At 39.0% G+C, this 3,814-nt stretch carries 4 protein-coding genes; all 4 read left to right on the top strand.

What is annotated here, in order from left to right:
• A partial coding sequence (locus tag IX38_RS21760) for an L-arabinose isomerase family protein (RefSeq protein WP_034708184.1) occupies positions 1 to 671 on the top strand: 671 nt, incomplete at its 5' end.
• 21 nt (positions 672 to 692) lie between these two features.
• Entirely contained in the window at positions 693 to 1,850 is a 1,158-nt protein-coding gene (locus IX38_RS21755) for an aldose epimerase family protein (protein ID WP_034708182.1), read from the top strand.
• A gap of 3 nt (positions 1,851 to 1,853) precedes the next feature.
• Positions 1,854 to 3,581: a sodium:solute symporter family transporter gene (locus tag IX38_RS21750; protein WP_034708181.1), complete on the top strand. Its 1,728-nt coding sequence runs from the start codon at positions 1,854 to 1,856 to the stop codon at positions 3,579 to 3,581.
• A gap of 93 nt (positions 3,582 to 3,674) precedes the next feature.
• The coding region (locus IX38_RS22515) for a DUF1016 N-terminal domain-containing protein (RefSeq protein WP_117585929.1) at positions 3,675 to 3,814 on the top strand (140 nt) is incomplete at its 3' end.

The following is a 3,814-nucleotide window of genomic DNA, read 5'->3' as shown; positions in this document are numbered from 1 at the left end:
TTTCAGATACTTTTGAAGACCTGCACGGTTTGGAACAACTTCCCGGAATTGCCGTTCAGAGATTAATGGAAAAAGGCTACGGATTTGCCGGAGAAGGCGACTGGAAAACAGCGGCTTTGGTTCGTGCAATGAAAACGATGGGACAAGGTCTTGAGGGCGGAAATGCTTTTATGGAAGATTATACGTACCATCTCAATCCAGCAAATCCTTCAGTTTTAGGCTCGCATATGTTGGAAGTTGACCCTGTTTTGGCGGTTGACAAGCCGTCTTGTGAGATTCATCCGTTGGGAATTGGTGGAAAGGCTGATCCGGTTCGTCTCGTTTTCAATTCAAGAGGGAATATTGATTCTCTGAATGCCGCTTTGATGGATTTCGGAAATCATTTCAGGCTTTTAATTAATAAAACAAAAGCGTTGGAAATCACTGAAGAATTACCAAAACTTCCTGTGGCAAGAGTCCTTTGGAAGCCGCTTCCTGATTTGTATACGGCTGCTGAAGCGTGGATTTTGGCTGGTGGAGCGCATCACACGTGTTACAGTGAAAATATCAGTGCAGAACAGTTGGAAGATTTTGCAGAAATTGCAGGGATTGAATCTCTTGTTATTGATGAAGATACAAAAATCCGTGATTTCAAGAATACCCTTCGCTGGAATGAAATTTATTATCGTTAGACTTGCAAAATCATTCAAACTATGAAAAAAATAAGTTATAATCTGATTATTATTGCACTTTTATGTATTTTCGGCTGCAATAAAAAAGAAACTCATCAAAAAATGGATTCAGAACAAATGGAAAACATACAGGTTTCAGACTACGGAGTGACGGCAAAGGGCGATTCCATTAAAAAATATACCTTAACCAACAAAAATGGGATGAAGGTAGAAGTCATCAATTTTGGCGGCATAATCACTTTACTCACGGCTCCCGACAAAAACGGAAAGTACGAAGATGTTGTTTTAGGTTTCACCAAACCTGAAGATTATTTCGACGGAAATCCATACTACTTCGGAGCGTTGATCGGTCGTTACGGAAACAGAATTGCCAACGCCAAATTCACGTTGGAAGGCAAAACTTACGACATCGACAAAAATGATGGACCCAACAGTCTTCACGGTGGAAAAGAAGGTTTCCATACCAAATTCTGGAATATCGAGCCTGTGAAAGATGCAAAATCTCCAACGTTAAAACTCTCATACACAAGTGCAGACGGCGAAGAAGGTTATCCCGGAAAATTAACGACAACGGTTTTATATACTTTGACTGATGATAATGCTTTGGAAATTTCTTACGAAGCAACTACGGATAAAGCAACGGTTGTTAATCTTACCCAACATTCGTATTTCAACCTTTCCGGGAATTTCACAAAAACAATTCTTGACCACGAATTACAGATAAATGCTGATAAATTCACACCGGTTAATGAAACTTTAATTCCTACTGGAGAACAGAAATCGGTAAAAGGAAGTCCGTTTGATTTTACCACTTTAAAACCGATTGGAAAAGATATCAATGCTGCAGACGATCAGTTGAAAAAAGGAAAAGGCTACGACCACAACTGGATTCTAAACGGAAGCGGACTGAGAAGCATCGCAAAAGTGTATCATCCGGAATCGGGAAGAATGATGGAGGTTTTAACAGATGAACCTGGTGTTCAGTTCTATTCCGGAAATTTCCTTGACGGGAAATTTGATACCAAAACTGGCGGAAAAAATGAATTCCGAACAGGCTTTTGCTTAGAAACCCAACATTTCCCGGATTCTCCGAATCAGGCTTCTTTCCCTTCAACAGAGCTGAAGCCGGGACAAAAATATCAGACTAAAACGATTTATAAATTCTCAGTTAAAAAATAAATTATGGGAAACTTAGCAACTATTGATATCATCATATTTCTTGTTTATTTTGTGGTGGTAGCCGGTTACGGAATTTGGATTTACAACAGAAAAAAATCCGCATCTACAGGCAGTAAAGATTATTTCCTTGCAGAAGGTTCACTCACCTGGTGGGCGATTGGCGCCAGTTTGATTGCGTCCAATATTTCTGCAGAACAGTTCATCGGGATGAGTGGGGAAGGATTTTTCGTAGGAATTGCTGTTGCAGCTTACGAATGGATTGCAGCGATTGCATTGATTATTATTGCGGTTTGGTTCATTCCGATTTACCTTAAAAATAAGATTTATACAATGCCGCAATTTCTGGAAACCCGTTACAACAAATCGGTTTCTCTGATTATGGCTGTTTTCTGGCTGTTTCTCTATGTAATTGTCAACCTTACTTCAATTCTTTATCTGGGAGCTTTGGCTATCGATACTTTATTGGGCGGGGATAATCTACATATTATTATGATTGGATTGCTTCTGATGGCTTTGCTGATTGGTTTAGGCGGAATGAAAGTAATCGGATATACCGACGTTATTCAGGTGGCAGTTTTGATCATCGGAGGTTTTGCAACGGTTTATATGGCTCTTCAAATTGTTGACCAAAGAATCAACGGTGCGGCTGTAGGAAATGCTTTTGCAGGTTTCCAAACATTAATGAACGAAGCACCACAACATTTTAAATTAATGCTTGATAAGCCGACAGTTACAACAACAACTTTAGCAATGCCGGAAAATCTGAGTGTTCAGAAATATGTGGTTCTGCCAGGATTAGCAATGTATTTTGCAGGTCAGTGGATTGTAAACCTGAATTATTGGGGATGTAATCAATACATCACGCAACGTGCTTTGGGAGCTGATTTGAAAACCGCAAGAACAGGAATTTTATTCGCAGGATTTCTGAAATTATTTATGCCAATCATCGTAATGCTTCCTGGAATTGCAGCGTATGTTTTATATACAAAAGGACATTTGCCAGGTTTCAATGGTGTGAAAGACGGTGCCTATTCAGCTATTTTAGGGTTTTTACCAACGGGACTTAAAGGTCTTGCAGTTGCAGCACTTACGGCAGCAATCGTGGCATCTTTGGCTGGAAAAGTGAACAGTATTTCCACGATTTTTACTTTAGATATTTATAAAAAATACCTGAAAGCCGATGCAACCGAAATTGAAATGGTAAGAACAGGACGTTGGGCAATTATCATTGCAATGGCTGTTGCTTTGGCATTTACCTGGACGGATGTTTTGGGAATCGGAGGAGAAGGTGGTTTCACGTTTATTCAGAAATATACAGGATTTATCAGTCCGGGTGTCTTTGCGATGTTCCTTTTGGGAATGTTCTGGAAGAGAACCACAGGAACAGCAGCTTTAGTCGGCGTTCTTTTAGGCTTTTTACTGGCGATTTTCTTCAACAGTTTTGCAGTCGATATTTTTGGGAAAGAAACTTGGTTATACACCGCTTTCACGTATGAAAAATTAGAGAATGGCGTGGTTCACACGATTACGGAAATTCCGTTCCTGATTAATATGGGTTGGTCATTCTTTATCACGGTTGCTGTTATGGTGATGATAAGTTTAACTGGTCCGAAAGTGAATCCAAAGGCTTTTGCGATTGATGCAACAATGTTCAAAGTAGATAACAGAACTTTGGTTATGATTGTAGTGACGGTTCTTTTACTGACCGCACTTTACGTAAGATTCTGGTAATTTTAAAATAAATTATAAAATAGGATGTCATTATTTGGCATCCTATTTTTGTTTAAGGCTTAAAATCATAAATTTGTAGCATATTAAAATAAAATGGATACAAGGTTTACGAGCATTATTCAACTCATTAAGCAATCCAGGAACAATGCAATCAAAGCTGTAAATTCCGAATTGATTAATCTCTACTGGAACATTGGAGAACATATCAGTAAAAAAATTGAGCAATCGGAATG

The organism is Chryseobacterium luteum (assembly GCF_000737785.1).
GTDB lineage: Bacteria > Bacteroidota > Bacteroidia > Flavobacteriales > Weeksellaceae > Chryseobacterium > Chryseobacterium luteum.
Note: the sequence above shows the minus strand (reverse complement) of the source record. Positions and strands in the feature narration are given on the sequence as shown.

Excerpts from the sequence above, each read along its gene's own strand:
- IX38_RS21750 (WP_034708181.1), top strand. The coding sequence starts at position 1,854 with ATGGGAAACTTAGCAACTATTGATATCATCATATTTCTTGTTTATTTT.
- IX38_RS21755 (WP_034708182.1), top strand. The coding sequence starts at position 693 with ATGAAAAAAATAAGTTATAATCTGATTATTATTGCACTTTTATGTATT.